The organism is Cupriavidus sp. U2 (genome assembly GCF_009663685.2).
Taxonomy (GTDB): domain Bacteria; phylum Pseudomonadota; class Gammaproteobacteria; order Burkholderiales; family Burkholderiaceae; genus Cupriavidus; species Cupriavidus necator_C.
Genome location: NZ_RCOG02000026.1, coordinates 76,545 through 99,075 on the forward strand (window position 1 = coordinate 76,545; position 22,531 = coordinate 99,075).

Sequence of the window (22,531 nt, forward strand, 5' to 3'; positions counted from 1 at the left end):
GGTTCGTCCCTTGGCGGCGGTCCGAATGACCTTAGCGCGTGCGGCAGTCGATGTAAACCCGACAACGCTCCGGGCACCGGGGGGGCAACCGTCGGCCCAACCCTGGTTGCGCCCGGTGTGCGGGCTGGCGCCGCCCGGGTCCGGCCCGATTGCAAAAAAGCGGCGCCCACTGAACAATCGGCGCGGTATTTCAACCAGCCACAGCAGCGGCCATCCACCCCCATCCACCCATACCAAGGACCGGATCGTGATTTCGAGCTTGCCCGGCGTGCTGTTCGACGGCGTGACATATGGCAGCCTGCTGTTCCTGATCAGCATTGGCCTGTCCGTGACGATGGGGCTGATGAACTTCGTCAACCTGGCGCACGGCGCGTTTGCCATGCTGGGCGGCTACGTGGCAGTCGTGCTGATGAACCGGCTCGGCGTGCCGTTCCTGGCGGCGCTGCCCGCAGCGTTCCTGGGCGCCGCGATGGCCGGCTGGGTGCTGGAGCGCACGCTCTATCGGCGGCTGTATCGGGCCAGTCATCTCGACCAGGTGCTGTTCTCGATCGGCCTGACCTTCATGGCGATGGCTGGCGCCACCTGGGGATTCGGCCCCGGCCAGCAGCCGGTGGTGCTGCCGGCCTTCCTGATCGGGCAGGTCAGGGTGGCCGGCCTGGACCTGGGGGCCTATCGCCTGTTCCTGCTGGCGGTGGTGATCGTGATCACACTGGCGCTGGGCTGGCTGGTAGCCCGCACCCGTTTTGGCGCGCAGGTCCGCGCGGCGGTGGACAACCAGCAGGCCGCCAGCGGCCTGGGCATCGACGTGGGGCGCGTGTTCAGCCTGACCTTTGCGTTGGGTTCCGGTCTGGCGGGCCTGGGCGGCGGCCTGGGCATCGACGTGCTGGGGCTCGACCCGTCGTTTCCGCTCAAGTACATGGTCTACTTCCTGCTGGTGGTGGCCGTGGGCGGCGCGGGCAGCATTCGCGGGTCGCTGGTGGCCGCCATGGTGCTGGGCGTGGCCGACGTGGCCGGCAAGTACTACGTGCCCGCGGTGGGCGCCTTCGTGATCTACGCGATGATGGTGCTGCTGCTGGTGGCGTTTCCGGCCGGCCTGTACGGGAGGCGCGCCGCATGACCCGTCATCGCCTGGCCGACGGCCGCTGGCACCGGGCCGAAATCGTCTTCTGGCTGATGCCGGTGGCCGTGTTCTTCCTGCTGCCCGACTACCTGATTCTGGGCAGTCAGATTCTGATTACCGGGCTTTTCGCGCTGTCGCTGGACCTGATCCTGGGCTATGCGGGCATCGTGTCGCTGGGCCATGCCGCGTTCTTCGGGCTGGGCGCCTACACGGCCGGGTTGCTGGGCGCACATGGCTGGGGCGAGCCGGTCTCGGGCCTGCTGGCTGCCGCGGCGGTGGCGGCGTTCGCCGGCTGGTTCTGCAGTTTCCTGGTGGTGCGCGGCGGTGATCTGACGCGGCTGATGGTCACCCTCGGCATCGGCCTGATGCTGTTCGAGGCGGCCAACAAGGCGGCCTTCCTGACCGGCGGTGTCGATGGGCTGTCTGGCGTGACCATGCGTCCGCTGCTCGGGATGTTCGCATTCGATCTGTACGGCAAGACGGCCTACGTCTATAGCCTGGTGGTGCTGTTCGCGGTATTCGTGCTGGTGCGGCGCATCGTGGCGTCGCCGTTCGGCTTGTCGCTGCGCGGCGTGCGCGAAGGCGCGCGGCGCATGCCCGCGCTGGGCACCAATGTGCCCCGGCGCCTGCGTGCGGCCTTCACCGTGTCGGCGGCCATTGCCGGCGTGGCCGGCGGCCTGCTGGCCCAGACCACGCAGTTCGTGGGCATGGACGTGCTGGGCTTTCCGCGCTCGGCGGAGTTGCTGGTCATGCTGGTGCTGGGCGGCACGGGACGTCTTTATGGCGCGCTGATCGGCGCGGCGCTGTTCATGATTGCGCAGGACGTGCTGGCCGGGATCAACCCCGTGTACTGGCAGTTCTGGATCGGCCTGCTGCTGGTGCTGATGGTGCTGTATGCGCGGGGCGGAGTGATGGGGGCTATAGGCGCCTGGACGGCGCGTCGCCGGACCACTGCCGCGCACGAACGGGGAGCCGACGCATGACCGCCGCGCTGCGCACGGACGGGCTCTGCAAGTCCTGGGGCGCATTTGCCGCCAATACCGATATCTCGCTGACATTCGCGCCCGGCGCGCGGCATGCCTTGATCGGGCCCAATGGCGCGGGCAAGACCACGTTCATCAACCTGCTGACGGGGGCCTTGCCGCCGTCGGCCGGACGCATCTGGCTGGGCGAGCGTGATATCACATCGCTGCCGCAGCACGCGCGCGTGAAGCTGGGCATGACGCGCACGTTCCAGATCAATACGCTGTTTCCGGGGCTGACGGTGCTGGAGTCGGTGGTGCTGGCGGTGGCGGAGCGCACCGGCGCATCCCGGATGTGGGCCCGCACGGTGGCGTCGCAGGCGGCGCTGGCGGACGAGGCCATGTCGGTGCTGGCGCTGCTGCGGCTGGATTGCGACGCCGATACCGAGACGCGCCAGCTGCCCTACGGCAAGCAGCGGCTGCTGGAAATGGCACTGGCGCTGGCCACGCGGCCGTCGATCCTGCTGCTGGACGAACCGGCGGCGGGCATCCCCGCAGGCGAGAGCGCCGAACTGTTTGCCGTGATCGCGGGCCTGCCGCGCGACATCACGATTGTCTTTATCGAGCACGACATGGACCTGGTGTTCCGCTTTGCCGAACGCATTTCGGTGCTGGTGGGCGGGCGGGTGCTGACGGAGGGCACGCCGGCCGAGATTGTCGCCGATGCGCGCGTGAAGGAGGTGTATCTGGGAGAGACAACCCATGCGTGAACTGCTGCGTGTGGCGGGACTGAGCGCCGGCTACGGCGATGCCATCGTGCTCGAACAGATCGACTTGACGCTTGCCGCCGGCGACAGTCTGGCGCTACTTGGCCGCAACGGCGTGGGCAAGACCACGCTGCTGGCCACGCTGATGGGCATGACGCGCGTGCGCGGCGGCCAGCTGAGCTGGCGGGGCGGCGATCTGGCGAAAATGCCATCGCATCGGCGCGCGCAGGCGGGCATCGGCTGGGTGCCGCAAGAACGCTGGATCTTTCCGTCGCTGACCGTGGAAGAGCACCTGACTGCGGTGGCGCGGCCCGGGCCCTGGGATATCGCCAGTATCTATCGGGAATTTCCGAGGCTGGAAGAACGGCGCCGCAACCTTGGCAACCAGCTGTCGGGCGGCGAGCAGCAGATGCTGGCGATCGCCCGCGCGCTGATGGTGAATCCGGCCCTGCTGTTGCTGGACGAGCCGATGGAGGGCCTGGCGCCCATCATCGTGCAGGAGTTGCAGCGCGTGATCGCGCGGCTGATTGCCGATAGCGGGATGGCCGTGATCGTGGTGGAGCAGCACGCCAGGATGGCGCTGGCGATGACCGGCCAGGCGATGGTGCTCGATCGCGGCAGGGTCGTGCATCGATCGGACAGTGCCAGCCTGCTGGCCGACGGGGCGCTGCTCGACCGTCTGGTGACAGTGCGCCAGGGCGATGGATCGCGCTAGTAATCGCCCAGTTTCTTTCAGATTCGTCTTATTTCGATGGAGGGCGGTGCCAGGCACAATGTCTGTCCTGGCGTGATATCCGACCTTCCACCCGAGCCATCAACAGATCACTGACATGGAAATACGCCCGATCGAGCCCGACGACCTGGAACTGATTTGCCGCCATCGCGAGGCCATGTTCCTGGAGGCCGGCTTTGCCCCTGACACCTTGCGCACGATGACGCGGCATTTTCGCGACTGGCTGCGTCCCCGGCTGGCCGACGACACGTATTTTGGCCTGCTGTCGCTGGACGGCGGCAGGCCGGTGGCCGGCGTCGGGCTGATGCTGATCGACTGGCCGCCTCATCCCACGCATCCGGATCAGGACAAGCGCGGCTATGTCTTGAATGTCTATGTGGAGCCGACCCACCGCAAGCGCGGACTGGCCCGGCAACTGATGTCGCTGGGCGAGGACGAACTGGCGCGGCGCGGTGCCACCTTCACGATCCTGCATGCCACGGAGGCGGGCCGGCCGCTGTACCAGCAGGAAGGCTGGCGCCAGACGTCCGAAATGTCGAAGGTCATCGCCGGCACCGTGCCGCCGCCAGCGCGCGGGCACGCGCCTTCGGGCACCTGATCGTGCCTGAAGACTGCCGGAATACGACAGGGCGAGGGCGCGCTACGGCTTGAGACCGCTGTAGAAGGCTGCCAGGTTGGCGATGTCGGCGTCGCTGAGCGGCTTGGCCATCATTGTCATCATCTCGTCCTTGCGGGCGCCGGTCTTGTAGTCCTTGAGCGCCTTCACCAGGTACTGCTCGACCTGGCCGGCCAGGTGCGGCGCCTCGGGCAGTTTCGACTTGCCGTCGAGCCCGTGGCAGGCCTGGCACTGCATGGCCTTGGTCCGGCCGGCCTGGGCGTCGGCGGCCAGCGCGGGGACGCTGGCCGACACCAGAACCCAGCCCGACAGCAGCACCGGCGCGCCAATACGGAGTCGCCCGGTCATTTCGCGCCCGAGTACGAGATCCGGTAAATCGCGCCGGCGAAGTCGTCCGAGACTAGCAGCGAGCCGTCCTGCAGCTGCTGCACGTCTACCGGACGGCCCATGTACTCGCCATTGGGCGTGAGCCAGCCTTCGGCGAAGATTTCGGTCTCGCCAACGGTGCCGTCCGACTTCACCGAGGTGTAGACGATCCGCGCCCCGATGGGCTTGGTGCGATTCCAGGAGCCATGCTCGGCCGCGAAGACGCCGCCATGGTACTTGGCCGGGAACATCTTGCCGGTGTAGAACGACATGCCCAGGTCGGCCGCATGGGGCGCGTATTCCACCACCGGGAAGACCACGTCCTTGGGTGGCTGCTGGTCCTTGTACTCCACGGTGCGCACCTTGCCGCCGCCATACCACGGAAAGCCAAAATTCTGGCCCGCCTTGGTCGCGCGGTTCAGCTCGCCGGGCGGCTGGTCGTCGCCCATGCCGTCCACCTGGTTGTCGGTGAACCAGAGCGTCTTGTCGGCCGGATTGAAGTCGAGCCCGACCGAGTTGCGCACGCCGTGGGCATAGACCTCGCGGTTCTTGCCGTCCTGGCCGATGCGGATGATGCCGGCCAGGCCGTTCTTGTCCATCGCGGCCAGCTTGTCCTTGGGCGGTACGTTCCACGGCTGACCCAGCGCAATATAGACCTTGCCGTCGGGGCCCACCCGGCACGCCCGGGCGCCGTGGTTGAAGCTCTCGAATTCGGTCGGGATCAGCTTGCCCTGGGGCACCACCACGGCAGCGGCCACGTCGGGGCCGCCTTCGCCAAAGAACTGGGCGGCCGGGAAGGCCAGTACGCGGTTCTGCTCGGCCACGTATAGCACGCCATCCGGCGAGAAGCACACGCCATTGGGCACCTTGAAGCTGATGGCGCTGGCGAACTGGACCACGTCATCGGCCACGCGGCGCTTGGTGCGGTCGGTCACCTGCCAGACGCGGTTCTTGCGCGTGCCGACGAACACCACGCCCGTGGACGGCTCGATGGCCATGTGGCGCGCCTCGGGCACGACGGCATACAACTCGATCTTGAAGCCCGGCGGCAGCTTGATGGCCTTCAGGTTCTCGCGCAGCGCGTCGGCATGCTTGCCGTCCTGGGCGATTTTCTCGGCGGGCGCCGCCCCGGTCTGCTTGAAATCCTGAAGCTTCTGCAGGTTGTCGGCGGGCGCTGCGAGCAAGGGTGAAGCGGCCACGACCAGCGACGCGGCCAAGGCAACGGCTGAGCTCTTCATCGGGATGTCTCCGGAATTCTTGTCATGTGAGGGGCGCGGACAGGCGCCGCCAGACAAGGTTAGGTCAGCTTTCCCCGCAAGGGAATTGCACAATCCTGACTTCGCGATGAAAGATTTCGACAGCGGGGGGCACCCCCCGCCCAGGGCCAGACGCCTACTTGCCCGAGTCCTTGACGCCCTCGAACTTGTCGAATTCGACGTTGTAGAGCTCGCCGCCGACTTTTTCCACCTTGCGGATATAGACGGTCTGGATCACATCGCGCGTGCCCGGGTCGATCGTGATCGCGCCGCGCGGGCTCTGGATCTTCATGCCCTTCAGGGCCGCCAGGAACTTGTCGCCGTCGGTGGCGCCGCCGGTCTTCCTGAGCGCGTCGTAGATGGCGGCCATGCCGTCGTACGCGGCCACGGCCATGAAGTTCGGGCGGCCGGCGCCTGGGTTGGCATCGGCGAAGGCCTTCAGGAAGGCCTTGTTTTCCTTGGAATCGTGCGCCGCCGAGTAATGGAACGACGTGATCACGCCCAGCGTGGCGTCGCCCATGGCCGGCAGCACGTGGTCGTCGGTCAGGTCGCCGGTGGCGATCACGCGGATGCCGGCATCGGCCAGCCCCCGCTCGCGGAAGCCCTTCATGAACGCCACGCCCTGCTCGCCGGCCGGCAGAAACAGAAACACCGCTTCTGGGCGGGCGTCTTTGATGCGCTGGATGAATGGCGCGAACTCGGGGTTGCGCAGCGGCACGCGGATCGATTCGACGATCTGGCCGCCACCGCCGAGGAAATTGGTCTTGAACGCGGTCTCGGCGTCGATGCCGGGCGCGTAGTCGGCCACCAGCGTCACCACCTTCCTGACGTTGTTGCGCACCGCCCAGGTGGCCATGGGGGCGGAAATCTGCGGCAGCGTCATCGACACGCGCGCGATGTAGTTCGACTTGGTGGTGATGACCGACGAGGCCGCGTTGAAGATCACCATGGGCTTCTTGGCCTGCTCGGCGATCGGCGCCACGGCCAGTGCCTCCGGCGTCAGGCCGAAGCCGGCCAGGATGTCCACCTTGTCGCGTACCACCAGTTCCTGAGCCAGCCGCTTGGCCACTTCGGGCACCGGGCCGGTGGTGTCCTTGACGATGATCTGGACCCTGCGGCCCGCCACGGTGTCGCCGTTCAGCTTCTGCCAGGCCTTGATGCCGCCTTCCATCTGCTTGCCGTAGTCGGCAAAGCTGCCCGAGAACGGCGCAATCAGCCCGATCTTTACCGGCTCGGCGGCGTGGGACAGCGGGGAATGCGTGAGGACGGCAACGGCGCCGCACGCCATCATGGCGCGGCGCAGCAGGCTGAACGTCATGGAGGTCTCCCGAAAGTGCAGCATCGGACGGCTGCATCGATCAGGGAGTGTAGGAGCGGCGCGGGGTTTGTGCTACCCGGGTTTTTTCTCCCCTCCCTCCGGTTCCGCGCATTCAACGTGATCCCCCCTTCCGATTTGTCCGAGAGCCGTGGCAAGCAGCCTTGTCCGGGGGTCGATCGCCTCAGTTTCATCAATCGTATTTCGACGAAAAGCGTCGGGCATTGCGTCGAATTAAATCCTGGCTTTGTCAGCAACTTCCGGAGGCGTAGTCGGTGTAGGGTGCCTCGCGTCCCAGCCTCTCACCGACAAGGAGCCGCCAGCATGAGTCGGAATCCCATCACGACGCCGATTGCGCTGTCGCACACGCGCACTGCCACGATCGCCTTGAAGTGGTTTGTGGAACGTTCGGAATATGACCCGGCGCAATGCACATTCAAGCCGCTTGTGAACGGCGAAGAGGCGTTTGGCGAGGTATACGACGCCATCCTGGCCGCACGGCGTTCGGTGGACATCATCTGCTGGGGTTTCCAGCCCTCGATGTACTTCAAGCGCGGCCATGCGGATGTCATGACCATCGGCGAGTTGCTGGCGCACAAGGGCGCCCAAGGCGTGAAGGTTCGTCTGCTTTGCTGGCAGGACGACCTCGCCATGGCGGCCTGGAGCGAAAACAACGCACCGGGCAACAACCTGGCAACGTATGTCAAGCCGCACTTGCCTGACTGGATGGTGTCGGGCATGGCGCAGCGCGACTACCAGAGCAAATTCCAGCGCGAGTTCGACCGTGCATGGTATGCGCGCGCCAATGGAAACAACGTGACGCGAGGGGGCAGTCTGGACGAGGAAGCGGCGCGCCGGGTGCTGCGCCGGATGGCCCGCGCAGCGGGCACGACGTTTCTCGGCATCGAATTCGCGACCCGCGGCTTCTCGCTTGGGGACCGTGCGGAGATTGCCTACCGGACCTTGCTGCAGGGCGATCACAAGGAGAGCGACGGGCGTACCAAAGCGAAAAACGCGGCCGTCATGACCGCCATCCCCACGCATCATCAGAAGATGGTGGTGATTGATTATGAGGAGCCCGAGCATGCCGTGGGCTTCGTCATGGGCCATAACATGCTCGATACCTACTGGGACCGGGACGACCACAGCTTCCATCGACAGCACCCGAGATTTGGCCGGAACGGTCTGCACCCCCGGCAGGACATTTCTGCCCGCGTCGCAGGCCCGGTGCTGAAATACCTCAACAAGAACTTTTGCGAAGCGTGGGATGGCGTGACGGGCCAGCGGCTGATGGAGGCAAGGCAGCCCCTTGCCAGGCGCCTCACGTTGCGGCGCGACGGCAACACGCCGGTGGTGGGGCAGCTGTTGCGGACCAATCCCCAGGGGAACCGGTTCGATATCGAGTCCCTGTACCTGCAGGCGGTGAACAACGTCACGCGATTCATCTATATCGAGAACCAGTATTTCCGGCTGCCGATGCTTGCCGAGAAGATCAAGCAGGCGGTGGCGGCCCAACTGCGCGGCGGCCGCGACCTGAAGAAGCATGGCCCCATCTACCTGTTCGTGGTGACCAATTCGAGCGACGAAGGGATGGGTCCGGGGGCACTGAAGACATACCGGATGCTGGAGGCGCTGGGCAAGGCCGACGCGATGCCGGCCGTGGCGAAGCTGGAACGCGAGGACGCGCGCCAGGCCGATCTGCGCCGCCAGCACAAGGAGGCAGGCGCGCAAGCCAGGGCCGCTAAACAGGATATGGACAAGGCGAATGACCTGGCGCATATCGACAAGGCATTCGCCATCAAGAGGCTGCACGAGGCGCGGGAACGCTTTGGCAAGGCGCGCCAGAAACAGGCCGATCTGGAAGCGGAAATGGCCAAGCCCGCCGAGGAAGTTGGACCGCCACCCGAAATCGAAGGACTCAAGGTGCATGTCTGCACGCTGGTGGCACCCGATTCTCCGCCCGGCAAATGGGATTACGTGTACGTGCATTCCAAACTGATGATCGTCGACGACGTATTCATGACGCTGGGCTCCGCCAATATCAATACCCGCAGCATGATCGGCGATAGCGAATTGAATATCTGCCACGAACATTCTGGGGTGACCACGCCATTACGCAGACGGTTATGGGAGGTTCATACGAAAGGGAAGGGGGCGCAGGAAGATGTGGGGGAGGCGTTTGAGGCGTGGACTTCTATTACTGACAAGAACTGGAAGTTCTGGAGTTCAGGGAAGGAAATTCCCTACGCGTCACTCGTGCGGTTTCACAGAGATTCACCGAAACGCACCAATATGGATTGATCGTGAGAATCATCATTATTTTTGCTCTCTCCCTCGCTTTTCTGCTGGGTTCGTGTTCAAAAAAGGTACCTGCCATGTCGTCATTGCCGGATGTCAGTAGTGTAAGAATCAATCTGTCCTTTGATTGTGCTCACGAAGATAAAGTCCTGCCCGATATCGAGCCGGACGCCGACAAGCTATTTCGCTACGCCCGATACTTGCAAAAGAAGCAGGGACCGAAAGACTATGAACAGATGGCGGTCTACTATCGTATCGCGGCAGCGCATGGCCACTACAAAGCAAACCGAAATCTGCAGAATTTGCTGGCTTACGGTCATGCATATTCCCCGTTTCGATCCAAGGAGGTGGTCGATCTTGCCAATCAGCTAATCGAACTCGGAGTTCCCGGCGGATACTACGATATCGGTCACTATCTGCAGATCGGTTATGGGCTGAAGCAGGACAGGGAGATGGCTCTGCGCTTCTTTCGAAAAGCCGCGGATTTAGGTAGCGCTGACGCCCAGTTCTATGTCGGAGAGTTGCTTGCACCCTGGGACAAGGCCCCAGAAGTTTCCGAGCAGATGTGGCAGTGCGCCTCGGACCAGGGATTCGCCAAAGCTTCGCGGATGCTTGGAGTGAGCCTGCAAACCGACAGGAAATACACCTCAGCAGTCACGGCCTTCCAGCAAGGGGTCATGGCTGGGGACTCGTCGTCTGCGTTCGCATTGGAGCACGGATTTGAAGGGCCACCACAGACTGACCGACTCTATTACCTTTCATTGAAAGCAGATCCGGAGCGTTCCCTTCGATACAAGAAAATCGGAAAATTCCTACGACACTTCGAACACCTCAACCCCAAAGTCCCCGACATCGACCAGATCGTCCCGTTGCCGCCGGCCAAGCTGCCGCCGTGGGACGGTACCTTCCAGTGGGTACGGGAGCATGACGCGGCATCGCCGCCCAAGAAGCCGTCCGAGGAACTGGTCAATCGTCTCAGCCAGGCAAAGAATCTCGATCCGGCCACTGGTTTGCCGCTGCCGCCGCCACCGAAACTGCCGTTGGGGACCCGCGCGAAAACCGGTCAGCCTTGTCCGGAAAGCGGTATCTGGTGCGTGCCGGAGGCTGCAACGGTATTTGCCGGGGCAACTCGGCATTTCCGCAAGGGTGACGTCCTGCCGGAATTCGAGATGCCCAAGCCTCGCCGGCTGTCATGGCTGGACGACCTGCTGGGGGAGCGGGTTGAGTACTGGAACGTGTCGTGGAAGCTGATTTCGTACGACGAGAAGGGTTGAAACTTTCACAGTCTGACTGTCTAGAGTGGTACGGTCAGCCGGCCACGACAGGCGTGGTGAAGGCCACACCTGTTCGATGGCCGGCAACCACCTTACACCACCGTTGCCAGCGCCAGCGTGAACAGCAGGGCCACCACCGAGATGATCGTTTCGGCCACGGACCAGGTCTTGAAGGTCTGGGCCACGGTCATGTTGAAGTATTCCTTGACCAGCCAGAAGCCGCCGTCGTTCACGTGCGACAGGATCAGCGAGCCGGCGCCCGTGGTCAGCACCAGCAGTTCGGGGCGGGTGCCCGGCACGCTGGCCGCGATCGGGGCCACGATGCCGGCTGCCGTGGTCATGGCCACCGTGGCGGAGCCCGTGGCGATACGGATCATCACGGCGACGAGCCAGCCCAGCACCAGCACCGACACATTGGCGTGCGTGGCCACGTCGACGATGGCCGTCGAGATGCCCGAATCGCGCAGCACACGGCCAAAGCCGCCGCCGGCGCCCACCACCAGCGTGATGATGGCCGTGGGGGCCACGCACTCGTTGGTGAACTTCAGGATCATTTCACGCGTGAAGCCGCGCGCCTTGCCGAACGTGTAGAAGCTGAACAGCGTGGCGATCAGCAGGGCCATCACCGAGTTGCCGATCAGCTTCAGGACGTCGTTGGCAAACGTCTTCGGCGTGGCGATCAGGTCGGCCCAGCTGCCGATCAGCATCAGGAACACCGGCAGCAGGATGGTCAGCACCGTGATGCCGAAGCCGGGCAGGTTGCCCTTGGCCGTGGCCGCCTCCTCGGTCAGCTGCTCGGCCAGCGGGTTCACTTCGGGCAGCTTCACGTGCTTGTCGATCAGCTTGGCGAACAGGGGGCCGGCGATGATGGCGGTGGGCACGCCGACGATCAGCGCGTACAGGATGGTGTGGCCCATGTCGGCGCCGTAGGCCTGCACGGCCAGCAGCGCGGCCGGGTGCGGCGGGATCAGGCCATGCACTACGGACAGGCCACAGACCATCGGAATGCCGACCAGGATCATCGACGTGTTCGTGCGCTTGGCCACGTTGAACGCGATCGGAATCAGCAGCACGAAGCCCACTTCGAAGAACACCGGCAGGCCGACGATGAACGCGATGACCACCATGGCCCAGTGCACGTTCTTCTCGCCGAAGAAGTTGATGAGCGTCAGGGCGATGCGCTCGGCGCCGCCCGATTCGGCCATCATCTTGCCCAGCATGGTGCCAAGCCCGATCACCAGCGCGATATGGCCCAGCGTGCCGCCCACACCCGCTTCGAACGACTTGACGATGTCACCCATCGGCATGCCCACGGCAAAGCCCAGGGCGATCGATACCACCACCAGCGTGATGAACGGGTTCAGTTTGAACTTGGCGATCAGAATCACCAGCGCGATCACGGCGATCAGCGCGTAAATCAAGAGCGTGGTTCCGGTAACGGCACCCATGTCTCGTCTCCTTGTGGCGGTTGCCGCCCGGCCGGACGGTCCGCTTCCGCTATGAAAATGCCGCGTGTGCCCGGGCTGTCCGGTATCTGGCGGCGGGTTGATGAAGCCGGCCGGCCATCGGTTGGCTCACCGATGTCGGCAGGCGGGGTGCGGCTCAGGCCGCGGGTTTCTTGTAGGCGATGCAGTCCACTTCGACCTTGCAGTCCACCACCATGCTCGACTGCACGCAGGCGCGCGCGGGTGGGTTGGCGCCGAAGTATTCCTTGAAGATCTTGTTGAACGACGGGAAGTCCCGCGCATCGTCCAGCCAGACGCCGCAGCGCACCACGTGCTCGGGGCCGTAGCCGGCCTCGGCCAGGATGGCCAGCACGTTCTTGATGGCCTGGTGGGTCTGCGTGACGATATTGCCTTCGACCACCTCGCCATCGACCATCGGCACCTGGCCGGATACGTACAGCCAGCCGTCGGCCTGCACCGCGCGCGCGAACGGCATGTGCGAGCCGCCCTGGCCCGTGCCGCCTTCGACGCCGAATCGTTTGATATCCATGGGAACTCCTGTTGTGCCTGGTATGGGGTTGATGCGGTTGTTCGGGGATTCAGGGCTGCGGCTGCGTGTGGCGCGGCAGGAAGCGGCCGGCGCGCACGCCGGTGGCCGCACGGTGCTGCCAGGTCAGCTCGCCGTTGACCCAGACCGCCGCAATGCCTTCGGCCGGCTGCATCGGGTCGGTGAAGCTGGCGGCGTCGCGGATGGTCGCCGCATCGAACAGCACCAGGTCGGCCCAGTAGCCTTCGCGCACGAAGCCGCGATCCTGCAGGCCGAAGCGTTCGGCGGACAGGCCGGTCATCTTGTTGACGGCCACGGCCAGCGGAAACAGTTCGCGGTCGCGCGCGTAATGGCCCAGCACGCGCGGGAACGCGCCCCACAGGCGCGGATGCGGCAGCGGATCGTTGGGCAGGCCATCGGAACCGACCACCGTGGCCGGATGGCTGAGGATGCGGTCCACATCGGCGTCTTCCATGCAGTGGTAGACGGCGCCGGCCGGCTGCAGACGGCGCGCGGCCTCCATCATGTCCACCTGCCATTCGGTGGCGATATCGGCCAGCAGGCGGCCACCCATGTCGGGGTGCGGCTCGGACCACGTCACCTGGATGTCGAAATCGCTGGTCACCTGCTTGAGGTCCAGCGTCGACGAACTGGCCGTGTACGGATAGCAGTCGCAGCCCACCGGCTGCCAACGCTGCGCGGCTTCCAGCGACTGCAGCACCTCGCCGCTGCGACCCCAGTTCGGCACCCCTGCGCATTTCAGGTGCGAGATCACCACCGGCACGCGCGCATGGCGGCCGATGCGGTACGCCTCGTCCATGGCATCGAGGATTTCGGCGAATTCGCTGCGCAGGTGCGTGGCGTATAGCGCGCCGGCATCGGCCAGCGGTTCGGCCAGCGACAGGACTTCGTCCGTCGGGGCACTGAATGCGTTGGCATAGGCCAGCCCGGTGGACAGACCCAGCGCGCCGTGTGCCAGGGCGTCTTCGAGTTGCGCGCGCATGGCCGCGATCTCGTCGGCCGTGGCGGCGCGGTCGAAGCGGTCCATATGGTTGCTGCGCAGCGCCGTGTGGCCCACCAGCGCGGCCACGTTGACCGATGGCCGCGCCGCGTTGACGGCATCGACGTAGGTCTTGAAATCGGGATAGCGGAACGCGTCGGCGCGGCCCAGCAGGTTCATCGGGTCGGGCGGGTCGCCGTCCAGCGTCACTGGCGCCGCGCTGATGCCGCAGTTGCCGACGATGACCGTGGTCACGCCCTGCGAGATCTTCGGCGTCATCGCCGGATCGCGCACGACATTGGTGTCGTCGTGCGTATGCACGTCGATGAAGCCCGGCGCCAGGGCCAGGCCGTGGCCTTCCACGACACGCGAGGCGGTGTCGGGATCGATGGTGCCGGCTTCATCGATGCGGGCGATGCGCCCGTCGCGGATGCCGATGTCGGCCATGCGCGCCGCGCTGCCCGAGCCGTCCAGCAGCATGACGCAGCGAATCAGGGTATCGAAAAGGTGTGGCATGGTCAGTCTCCCAGCGGCTGGCGGCTGTCCGGGCCGTCGCTGTCATGGCTGACGCCGCGATGGGCGTCGAGCACGTATTTCAGGCGGCGCAGCTTTTCCTTGCTCTGGTCCTGCTGGAGCATCGCGCACTGGGTGGCCAGCACGTCCACCACCATCAGCATCGCGTAGCGCGACGCCGACGGCTTGAAGATGAAGTCGGTCTCCAGCGTCCGCACGGGCAGCAGCACGTCGGCGCGCGCCGCCAGCGGCGACCCCAGCGCCGTCACGGCGATCAGCCGGGCACCGTACTCGCGCGCGATATCGCAACTGGCGAGGATCTCGGGCACGTTGCCGCTGGCGGAAAACGCCAGTACCACGTCGTCACGCGACAGCGTGGCGGCCACCATCTTCTGCAGCAGCGCGTCTTGATACGTCGCCACGGGCTGGCCCAGCCGCGCCAGCCGATAGCGCGCCTCGTCGGCCATGAACGTGGAGCCGCCACCCATGCCGAAAGCGTAGACCATGCGTGCACCGAGCAACAGCCGCGCGGCTTCGGCAATCCGTTCGGGGTCGATCAGCTTGCGGTTGACCTCCAGCGTCGTCAGCACGTCGGTGTGGATGCGCTCGGCCATGGTGGCCGGCGAGGCGTCGTCGGCCAGCGCCGGGGCGGGCTGCAGGAACCGTGTGCCAACCGCGGTGGCCTGGGCCAGGCGCAGCTTCAGGTCGCGCACGTCGCGGCAGCCGATGGCCTTGGCAAAGCGCGTCACGCTGGCTTCGCTGACGGCGGCCTTGCGCGCCAGTTCGTTGATGCTGGTGGCCGCCGCGCCGGCAAGGTCCTCCAGGATCACTTGCGCCACCTTTTGCTCGGCCAGCCGCAGTGACGGGCCACGCTCGGCAATGCGGGTCAGGATGTCGAACGGTGCGGTCATGGCGGATGGCGAGGGCTGGCAGGCCGCTGGGGCGACACAGCATGTTACTTTATAACAAGGATGAAATATCGTAGTTTCAAGGCTATGATTACGTCAATTGAATTTTTACAGGGTGATGTCAGCCATGCGTGAAACAAAGTACCAGACCGGCATGATCGATCCGCTGAACAAGGCACTGGGCCGTCTGGACGCACCGCTGACACCGGCCGAAGCCGGCCAGCCGGGCTGGCATCTGCTGCGCGAGGAACTGAGCCTGCCGGCCGCCGTGCTCTACGAAGACAAGCTCGTTCACAACCTTCAGTGGATGAGGAAGTTCATGGGTGCCTATGGTGTGCAGTTGGCGCCGCATGGCAAGACGACGATGGCGCCGAAGCTGTTTGCGCGCCAGCTTGCCGAGGGCGCGTGGGGCATCACGCTGGCCACGGCGCAACAGACCGCGGCCGCCGCCGCGCACGGCGTGAAGCGCGTGCTGATGGCCAACCAGCTGGTCGGTCGCCGCAATATGGAAATCGTGGCCGATCTGCTACGCGACCCTGGCTTCGAGTTTTTCACGCTGGTGGATTCGGCGGCCCTGGTCGACCAGCTTGGCGCGTACTTTCAAGCCCGGGGGCAGACGCTGCAGGTGCTGCTGGAACTGGGCGTGGAAGGCGGCCGCACCGGCGTACGCGACGCTGCGCAGCAGGCCGAGGTGCTGCAGGCACTGTCGCGCTGGCCTGACGCGCTGTCTCTGGCCGGCGTCGAGGTCTATGAGGGTGTGCTGCAGCAGGAGGCCGATATCCGGCGGTTCCTGCAGCGCACCGTGGCCGTCACGCGCGAACTGGCCGCCGCCGGCCGCTTCGGCCGCAGTCCCGTGGTGATGTCGGGCGCGGGCTCGGCATGGTACGACGTGGTGGCTGAAGAATTCGCCCGGACCGATATTGGCGCGCCGATCGACATCGTGCTGCGTCCCGGTTGCTACCTGACCCACGACGTGGGTGTCTACCGGGCGGCGCAGGAGCGTATCCTGGCCAGCAACCCGGTGGCGCAAAAGATGCGCGAGGGCCTGTTGCCGGCGCTGCAGCTGTGGGCCTATGTGCAGTCGATTCCCGAGCCCCGGCGCGCCATCATCGGCATGGGCAAGCGCGACGCCGCGTTCGACGCCGGCATGCCGATTCCGGCGCAGATCTATCGCCCCGGCGCCGCCGCGCCCGTGGCGGCGCCGGCCGAATGGAAGGTGACCGGCATGATGGACCAGCATGCCTACCTGGAAATCGCCGCTGGCGACGACATTCGTGTCGGCGATATGATTGCCTTTGATATCTCGCATCCCTGCCTGACGTTCGACAAGTGGCGCCACATCCCCGTGCTGGATGGCCAGTTGCGCGTTATCGACATCGTGCAGACGTTCTTCTGAAAGAGAGGCGCGCGTTCATGAGTATCGACATCCTTGCCTACGGCGAACCGCTGGTCGAGTTCAACCAGCAGCCCGATGATCCGACCCGCTACCTGCAGGGTTTTGGCGGCGACACCTCCAACTTTGCGATTGCCGCCGCGCGCCAGGGCGCGAGCACCGGCTACATCAGCGCCGTGGGCGCCGACAGCTTTGGCGAGCGGCTGCTGGCATTGTGGACGCACGAGCGGGTGGACACGCGGCACGTCAGCATCAATGCCGCGGCCCCCACCGGGGTCTATTTCGTTTCCCACGACAATCACGGCCATCGCTTCGACTACCTGCGCGAAGGGTCGGCGGCCAGCCGCTATCACCACGAACAGCTGCCGTTGGCGGCCATTGCGCAGGCGCGCTACCTGCACCTGTCCGGCATCAGTCTGGCCATCAGCACGTCGGCCTGCGACGCCGGCCTGGCGGCGATGGAGCATGCGCGCAAGGCAGGCGTGCAGGTGTCGCTGGACACCAACCTGCGGCTGCGCCTGTGGTCCCTGGCGCGGGCGCGCGGCATCATGCGCGAGGCGTTCTCGATGACCGATATCTGCCTGCCGAGCTGGGACGACATCACCGTGCTGACGGGCCTGGATGACCGCGACGCGATCGTCGACCACCTGCTCACCTGCGGCGTAAAGGTGGTGGCGCTGAAGCTGGGCGAGGAGGGCAGCTACGTGGCCACGCCCGAGTCGCGCACGCTGGTGGCGCCGTATCCGGTCCGGCCGCTCGATGCCACGGGCGCGGGCGACTGCTTCGGCGGCAGCTTCGTGGCGCGTCTGGCCGCGGGCGCCGATCCGTTCGAGGCCGCGCGCTATGCCAACGTGGCGGCGGCGTTGTCGACCACTGGCTACGGCGCGGTGGCGCCGATCCCCACCGCCGAAACGGTGCTGGCCCGCCTGGAGCGGGGCGTTTCGGTCATCGCCTGAACCGGCCCCGGGCATACCGGGTCTGACGGCTCAGGACAATGAACATTATGAATACTGTCATGCAAATCCAACCTTCTCCGCTGATCGAACGCCTGACCAACGTGCCGGTGATTCCGGTGCTCGAATACCACTCGGTGGACGACGCGCTGCGCATCAGCGAGGCCCTGGTCGAGGGCGGCCTGCCGATGCTGGAAATCACGCTGCGCACGCCGGTGGCGCTGCAGGCCATGGAGGCCGTGGCCAAGGCGTTGCCGCAGGCTGTGGTGGGCGCCGGCACGGTGCTCACTATCGATCAATTGCGCGCGGTGCGTGACGTCGGCGCGCAGTTCGCCGTGTCGCCGGGGCTTACGCAGAAGCTGGCCGATGGCGCCCAGGGCGCCGGCATCGCGCTGCTGCCGGGCGTGGCGACGGCCAGCGAGGCGATGTTTGCGCTGGAGTGCGGGTTTTCGTTCCTGAAGTTCTTCCCGGCGGAGGCTGCCGGCGGCGTGCCCATGCTGAAATCGCTGCACGGCCCGTTGTCGCAACTGAAGTTCTGCCCGACGGGTGGCATCGACCTGGCCAAGGCGTCGACCTATCTGGCGCTGCCCAACGTGGTGTGCGTGGGTGGCTCGTGGGTGGTGCCCAAGGACGCCGTGGCGGCCAAGGACTGGGCGCGCATTCGCAGGCTGGCCGAAGAAGCAGCGCAACTGCGCAAGCCCTGAGTCAAGGCGGTGAGACGGCGCTGGCAGTAAGAATTACAAAGCCGGCGCGATGGCGGGCGAGAACCCTGCAAAGCAACAAGGGCGCCACTGGCGCCCTTGCATGCATCGCGGGGTGGTGGCGATGACGAAATTGGAGATTACTTCGATTTCTCGGCCGAATTCTCAAGCTTCTGTCCACCCTTCTGGACATCCTGCCCCAGACCGGACATCGTGTTGCAGCCTGCGAGCAGCGTGGCAACCAGCACGCACCAGATCCATCCTTTTTTCATCAGAGGCTCCTTTCGGGGGATAGTGAGAAGTGGGCACAGTGTATCGTCGCCCCCATCTCCGCCGATGCAGGATGTGTGCCTATTTGGCACTACGAAGATGTCTGACAGACAAAGACCGACACCGGCGCCTTGGGGCTCCGCGGCTCAGGGCTTGAGCAGCAGGCGGGCACGTTCGGTGACGGCGGCGTGCGTCTGCATGAGCCACGGTGCCGGAAACGGTTGCGCCAGCAGGAAGCCCTGCATGGTGTCGCAACCCCAGCTGCGGATCACATCCAGCTGCGCCTGGGTTTCCACGCCCTTGGCACAGACCGCCACCCCGCGCGCCTTGGCCCATTCGCAGGCACGGCGCAGGCTTGCCGCCATGTCGGGCTTCTGGCTGGCATGGCCGAGATGCCGCGCGTCGAGCGTCACGATATCGGGCTGCACCAGTGAAAGCGCCCGCAGGCTGGCCGCCGAGTCGGTAAAGTCCGCCAGCGCGATACCCACGCCGCCATCGCGCAGGCGCCGGGCCTTGTCGGTTGCCTCGGCGGGGGGCACGATATCGACCGGCACCTCGACGCAGATCTGTCCAGGCCTGACGTGATGGGCGTCGATGGCCCGACGCAGCATGCAGATCGTGTCATCGGCCTGAAGCTGGGAACTGGTGGCCAGCAGCGTGAACTGCAGGGGCCCGAGCGTTGCCGTATCGCGCAACAGCTGCAGCAACTGCTGGAGCGTCCAGCCGCCAATCACATTCATCAGGCCCAGGGCTTCGGCGGCCGGCAGGAAGTCTTGCGGCGCCACGCGACCCAGAACCGGGTGCTGCCATCGCAGACGTACCGTATAGGCGGTAATCGCGGCGGTGGCTAGCGATGCACGCGGTTGCAGTTGCAGGCTCAGTTCGCCACGTTCGATGGCGCTGGGCAACGCTGCGAGCAGTGTCGCCATGCGCGGCGTGGCGGGGCGGCTGGCCGTGCCGATGCCGGCGCCACCCCGACGATTGACCTGCAGCATGGCGTCGAAAGCCTGCTGCAGCAGCCGTTCGGTGCCGGTGTCGGGCTCGTCCACGGCACTGCCGATGCTGCACGACAGATAGGCTTCGAAGCCGCCTACCTGGAAGGGCCGGCCGAGTTGGCCGGCCACTGCCTCGCTCAGCGAATGGGCGCTTTCGGCGCCGTCAGGCAACACGCAGGCCACGCCAAGATCGGCCGGCCCCAGCCACTGCATGGCCACCGGCATGCTGGTCACCGAGGTGACGCGGGACTTCACCTGGGTGCGGAGGTCGTGCGCGCGCTGCGGCCCGATGCTTTCACAGGCGAGGGCGAAACGGTCGAGCCGGATCACCATCACGGCCAGCAGGTGGGCCGGACCGAAGTGCGTGCGGTGTTCCTCCAGCGCGGCCAGAAAGGACGCCGGCTGGATGGCCTTGGGGGGTGGGTCTGCAGGTGACCCGCTACCACCGACGCCGGGCGTCGGCGTGTCTTTGGTGTCAGGATCCATCTATTACCCGTGCTGGCAGCGAGTTCATTTGTGCATTGGCCGCCCGCGATACATCGGACTGCATTCCCGTTCATGCGTGAAGGCGCGCGTTCCACATCCGACAAGCGCGCTCGTTTTCATTATTTTTATGATGACGCGGCCCGTCATCTCAGTGGTACTACTTAGTTGTTGGGCCGCATAGCTGAGATCATACGGCAGTGACGAACAATTTCGGAGAACGCCGATGTTGGCGTGGCGCGTGCGGCGCACACATTTGATTTCAAACAACGCTCTCAATTGTCGCTACCTTTGTTATCTTGACCATCGAGGGTGATTGGCGATAAAAGGCGGCCGCGGCAATGGAGCCGGAAGTCGGCCGTGATGGCCGTCCCGCGAAAGAAAAACGGCAAAAAAAAAGCAAGGAAAAACGGCAAAGAAAACGGGCGCATGGTGCGCCCGTTGTTGTTTCATTCTGTCGGCCGGTCTCAGCCGGTAGTCTCGGACTCCGGGCCGTCTTCCGGCGGCACCCTCGAGGCCAGCACCTTGTCGATGCGTTTGCCGTCCATGTCGATGATCTCGAACTTCCAGTCCTGCCACTGGACCGTATCGGCCGTTTGCGGCAAGCGCCCCAGCAACAGTAGCAGCATGCCCGACAGCGTGTGATAGCGTTCCTTGTCTTCCTCAGGCACTGCGCGCAGGCCCGTGCGGTCCTTGAGTTCCGGAATCGGGATCAGGCCGTCCAGCAGCCATGAGCCATCGTCGCGCTGGATGGCCCATTCCTCGCCAGCCGTTTCAGTCTTGAACTCGCCGGTGATGGCCTCGATCAGGTCCTGCAGCGTGACCAGGCCCAGGACCTCGCCGTACTCGTCGATCACGAACGCGATCTGGCCACCCGACGACCGGAAGTTCTCCAGCAGTTCCATGCCGGTCACACTTTCCGGCACGAACACGGCGGCCTGCAGCACGGCGGTCAGGTCGGCCTTTTCCCCGCGCAGGCGTCGGGCCAGCAGCTGGCGTGCGCTTACCACGCCAAGGATGTCGTGCATGCCGCCGCGCACCACGGGAAAGCGCGAATGATCCGATTCCTCGATGCGGCGCAGGTTTTCGTCCTCGGAGGACTCGACGTCGAGGTAGACCACGTCGCCCCGGGGCACCATCAGCGAGGCCAGCTGGCGGTCGTCCAGCCGGAACACGTTACGCACCATCGTGTGCTCGTGGCGTTCGATCACGCCGGCTTCGGAGCCCTCCACCAGCAGCGCGTGGATCTCTTCCTCGGTCACGGCCGGGCCGCGATCGGACTTCACGCCCAGCATGCGCAGCACCAGTTGCGTGGAGCCGGACAGCAGCTTGACGAACGGCGTGGACGCCACGGCCAGGATCGAAATCGGGCGCGCGGCCAGCCGGGCGATGGTTTCGGGTGCCATCTGGCCCAGCCGCTTCGGCACCAGTTCGCCCAGCACGATGGAGAAATAGGTCAGGCCCGCCACGACGATGGCGGTGGCCATGTAGCCCGCCGTGGTGGACGAGAGACCAAAGCCTTGCAGCCATACGGCGAGCGGGGCGGCCAGTGTGGATTCGCCGACCACGCCGTTGAGCACGCCGATCGACGTGATGCCGATCTGCACCGTGGACAGGAAGCGGGTCGGGTCCTCGCCCAGTTTGACCGCCTCGATGGCACCGCGGTCGCCCGCTTCGATCTGGCGCTGCAAACGGGCCTTGCGGGCGGTCACCAGCGCGATTTCGGACATGGCGAACAGGCCGTTCAGCAAGATCAGCGCCAGCAGTATGGCTATTTCCATCAGGATGCGCGCCCTGTGCGCGCGGGAATTGAAAAGTCAGAGCATACCATCCGCATGTGACGGCGCATCGCTGCAGTGGCGCGGACATCACCCGGATGGGTGTGCAGGAATCATGCCGTGATCGGCTGGACGTCCCGTTCGATCGCCGCTCCGGCATAGGCCTGGGCCATGCGTAGCGCATGGTTCGCTTCCAGGCGCACCCAGAACTCGGCCGACGTACCGAAAAAGCGGGCCAGCCGCAACGCGGTTTCAGGCGAAATGGCGCGTTCGCGCCAGAGAATGCCCTCGATCCTTGTCACCGGCACGCGCAGCGCCACGGCCAGCGCGCCAGCCGACAACGCGTTGGGCACCATGAACTCATGCAGCAGGATATCGCCGGGCGGGGTAGGCGCCACGGGGTCGCCGGTAACGTAGCTGCTGAAGTCGCTGCGCGACAGGTCGTCTCGCTTGAGGCTCATGCGTCCTCCTCGTCGGCCGGGCACTGCGCCACCTCCACATCCCAGGCTTCGCCGTTCAGGAATCGGAAACAGAGATGCCAGTCGCCCTCGATGCGGACGCGCCACATGCCGCGGCGGCGGCCGCGCATCGGCTCCAGTTCGTTGGCCGGCGCGGCGGCCAGGTCAGGCGGGCACACGGCGGCGTCCAGCATGGCCAGCTTGCGCATGGCGCCGGGCTGGATGGCGAGCGGCAGGGTGTGTACGGCATGGCCGCAGAACAGCGCGGCCGTGGTCTTGTTGGCAAGGGAACGGATCATGGTCGGCCCGCATCGGGGTAGCGGGAGGCAAAGGGAAAGTGGTCATGCTAGGCGGGACGGGGCGGAATCGAAATGCGACGA

Annotated in this window: 22 protein-coding genes; 10 read left to right on the plus strand and 12 right to left on the minus strand. The window is 65.5% G+C overall.

Translation table 11 applies throughout. From position 1 onward, the window contains the following. The first annotated feature begins 250 nt into the window (after positions 1–250). The 5 genes from D9X30_RS18890 to D9X30_RS18910 all read left to right on the plus strand — a co-directional run bounded on the left by D9X30_RS18890 (position 251) and on the right by D9X30_RS18910 (position 4,180). Positions 251–1,117 (plus strand): branched-chain amino acid ABC transporter permease, encoded by an 867-nt coding sequence (locus tag D9X30_RS18890; protein ID WP_502799653.1) that lies wholly within the window; start codon positions 251–253, stop codon positions 1,115–1,117. Further along, positions 1,114–2,103, plus strand: a complete 990-nt coding sequence (locus D9X30_RS18895; RefSeq protein ID WP_153948003.1) for a branched-chain amino acid ABC transporter permease — start codon at positions 1,114–1,116, stop codon at positions 2,101–2,103. Before D9X30_RS18890 ends, D9X30_RS18895 begins: the two co-directional genes overlap by 4 nt. Next, the gene (locus D9X30_RS18900) at positions 2,100–2,852 is read left to right on the plus strand and encodes an ABC transporter ATP-binding protein (RefSeq protein WP_153948002.1); all 753 of its coding nucleotides are present in this window, start codon (positions 2,100–2,102) and stop codon (positions 2,850–2,852) included. The genes D9X30_RS18895 and D9X30_RS18900 overlap by 4 nt, the downstream gene beginning before the upstream one ends. Next, positions 2,845–3,564, plus strand: coding sequence for an ABC transporter ATP-binding protein (locus D9X30_RS18905; protein ID WP_153948001.1), 720 nt, complete (start codon positions 2,845–2,847; stop codon positions 3,562–3,564). The genes D9X30_RS18900 and D9X30_RS18905 overlap by 8 nt, the downstream gene beginning before the upstream one ends. A 115-nt stretch (positions 3,565–3,679) precedes the next feature. Then, on the plus strand, positions 3,680–4,180 hold the full coding sequence (locus tag D9X30_RS18910) for a GNAT family N-acetyltransferase (protein ID WP_153948000.1): 501 nt from the start codon (positions 3,680–3,682) through the stop codon (positions 4,178–4,180). A 42-nt stretch (positions 4,181–4,222) separates the two neighbouring features. On the opposite strand, the gene D9X30_RS18915 is transcribed toward D9X30_RS18910, so the two are convergent. The 3 genes from D9X30_RS18915 to D9X30_RS18925 all read right to left on the minus strand — a co-directional run bounded on the left by D9X30_RS18915 (position 4,223) and on the right by D9X30_RS18925 (position 7,138). Further along, the gene (locus D9X30_RS18915) at positions 4,223–4,546 is read right to left on the minus strand and encodes a c-type cytochrome (RefSeq protein ID WP_153947999.1); all 324 of its coding nucleotides are present in this window, start codon (positions 4,544–4,546) and stop codon (positions 4,223–4,225) included. Further along, entirely contained in the window at positions 4,543–5,802 is a 1,260-nt protein-coding gene (locus tag D9X30_RS18920) for a PQQ-dependent sugar dehydrogenase (RefSeq protein ID WP_153947998.1), read from the minus strand. The genes D9X30_RS18915 and D9X30_RS18920 overlap by 4 nt, the downstream gene beginning before the upstream one ends. Positions 5,803–5,956: 154 nt before the next feature. After that, positions 5,957–7,138: an ABC transporter substrate-binding protein gene (locus D9X30_RS18925; RefSeq protein ID WP_153947997.1), complete on the minus strand. Its 1,182-nt coding sequence runs from the start codon at positions 7,136–7,138 to the stop codon at positions 5,957–5,959. A gap of 321 nt (positions 7,139–7,459) precedes the next feature. On the opposite strand from D9X30_RS18925, the gene D9X30_RS18930 reads away from it, so the two are divergent. Together D9X30_RS18930 and D9X30_RS18935 are read left to right on the plus strand one after the other, a co-directional pair. Then, entirely contained in the window at positions 7,460–9,436 is a 1,977-nt protein-coding gene (locus D9X30_RS18930; RefSeq protein ID WP_153947996.1) for a phospholipase D-like domain-containing protein, read from the plus strand. A gap of 2 nt (positions 9,437–9,438) precedes the next feature. Then, complete coding sequence (locus tag D9X30_RS18935; protein ID WP_349632238.1) at positions 9,439–10,707, plus strand: SEL1-like repeat protein; 1,269 nt, start codon at positions 9,439–9,441, stop codon at positions 10,705–10,707. Between the two features lie 92 nt (positions 10,708–10,799). Here D9X30_RS18935 and D9X30_RS18940 read toward each other — a convergent pair whose 3' ends face one another. The 4 genes from D9X30_RS18940 to D9X30_RS18955 form a co-directional block, all read right to left on the minus strand. Then, the gene (locus D9X30_RS18940; protein WP_153947995.1) at positions 10,800–12,155 is read right to left on the minus strand and encodes a GntP family permease; all 1,356 of its coding nucleotides are present in this window, start codon (positions 12,153–12,155) and stop codon (positions 10,800–10,802) included. A gap of 154 nt (positions 12,156–12,309) precedes the next feature. Further along, positions 12,310–12,702, minus strand: a complete 393-nt coding sequence (locus D9X30_RS18945) for a RidA family protein (protein ID WP_153947994.1) — start codon at positions 12,700–12,702, stop codon at positions 12,310–12,312. Positions 12,703–12,751: 49 nt separating this feature from the next. Continuing rightward, positions 12,752–14,215, minus strand: coding sequence for an N-acyl-D-amino-acid deacylase family protein (locus D9X30_RS18950; RefSeq protein WP_153947993.1), 1,464 nt, complete (start codon positions 14,213–14,215; stop codon positions 12,752–12,754). 2 nt (positions 14,216–14,217) lie between these two features. Next, positions 14,218–15,123, minus strand: a complete 906-nt coding sequence (locus D9X30_RS18955) for a MurR/RpiR family transcriptional regulator (protein WP_153947992.1) — start codon at positions 15,121–15,123, stop codon at positions 14,218–14,220. 124 nt (positions 15,124–15,247) lie between these two features. Between D9X30_RS18955 and D9X30_RS18960 the strand changes: the two genes are divergently transcribed. From D9X30_RS18960 to D9X30_RS18970, 3 genes are read left to right on the plus strand one after another with little or no spacing between them, the layout of a single operon-like run. Next, the gene (locus D9X30_RS18960) at positions 15,248–16,516 is read left to right on the plus strand and encodes an amino acid deaminase (RefSeq protein ID WP_153947991.1); all 1,269 of its coding nucleotides are present in this window, start codon (positions 15,248–15,250) and stop codon (positions 16,514–16,516) included. A 17-nt stretch (positions 16,517–16,533) separates the two neighbouring features. After that, complete coding sequence (locus D9X30_RS18965) at positions 16,534–17,469, plus strand: sugar kinase (RefSeq protein ID WP_153947990.1); 936 nt, start codon at positions 16,534–16,536, stop codon at positions 17,467–17,469. Positions 17,470–17,528: 59 nt separating this feature from the next. Continuing rightward, the gene (locus D9X30_RS18970; protein ID WP_153947989.1) at positions 17,529–18,170 is read left to right on the plus strand and encodes a bifunctional 4-hydroxy-2-oxoglutarate aldolase/2-dehydro-3-deoxy-phosphogluconate aldolase; all 642 of its coding nucleotides are present in this window, start codon (positions 17,529–17,531) and stop codon (positions 18,168–18,170) included. A gap of 137 nt (positions 18,171–18,307) precedes the next feature. On the opposite strand, the gene D9X30_RS18975 is transcribed toward D9X30_RS18970, so the two are convergent. From D9X30_RS18975 to D9X30_RS18995, 5 genes are all read right to left on the minus strand, one after another. Further along, entirely contained in the window at positions 18,308–18,439 is a 132-nt protein-coding gene (locus D9X30_RS18975) for an entericidin A/B family lipoprotein (RefSeq protein ID WP_066740471.1), read from the minus strand. A gap of 144 nt (positions 18,440–18,583) precedes the next feature. Next, positions 18,584–19,918: a GGDEF domain-containing phosphodiesterase gene (locus D9X30_RS18980; RefSeq protein ID WP_153947988.1), complete on the minus strand. Its 1,335-nt coding sequence runs from the start codon at positions 19,916–19,918 to the stop codon at positions 18,584–18,586. Between the two features lie 464 nt (positions 19,919–20,382). Beyond that, entirely contained in the window at positions 20,383–21,696 is a 1,314-nt protein-coding gene (locus tag D9X30_RS18985; protein ID WP_153947987.1) for a hemolysin family protein, read from the minus strand. 110 nt (positions 21,697–21,806) lie between these two features. After that, positions 21,807–22,154, minus strand: a complete 348-nt coding sequence (locus tag D9X30_RS18990; protein WP_153947986.1) for a HigA family addiction module antitoxin — start codon at positions 22,152–22,154, stop codon at positions 21,807–21,809. After that, the gene (locus tag D9X30_RS18995) at positions 22,151–22,450 is read right to left on the minus strand and encodes a type II toxin-antitoxin system RelE/ParE family toxin (RefSeq protein ID WP_153947985.1); all 300 of its coding nucleotides are present in this window, start codon (positions 22,448–22,450) and stop codon (positions 22,151–22,153) included. The genes D9X30_RS18990 and D9X30_RS18995 overlap by 4 nt, the downstream gene beginning before the upstream one ends. Positions 22,451–22,531: the final 81 nt, after the last annotated feature.